Genomic DNA, 212 nt, shown 5'->3' on the forward strand with positions numbered 1-212 from the left:
ACACCAAGCGTGAAAGACGTTAGGCTGTCGACATTCACTACCACACCATCAAAGTAATGCAGCAGACGTTCACTCAGTAGAACCGCAGATGGCACATCACATGAGAACAACACCTTCAAGCCATTCAAACCACGAGGCAAACCTTGCTCTGCAAGTAAATCGATAATCTTAGCCGCATCGCTTAATGCACGAACATAAGGAACTACCACTTC

The 212-nt window shown here is 46.2% G+C and carries 1 pseudogene; it reads right to left on the reverse strand.

Features of this window, described 5'->3' with window-relative positions:
* A pseudogene (locus tag A3712_RS18460) lies at nucleotides 1-212 on the reverse strand (putative PEP-binding protein); the annotation flags it as partial.

Origin of the sequence: Vibrio sp. HI00D65 (assembly GCF_001635455.1) — a bacterium.
Lineage (GTDB): Bacteria > Pseudomonadota > Gammaproteobacteria > Enterobacterales > Vibrionaceae > Vibrio.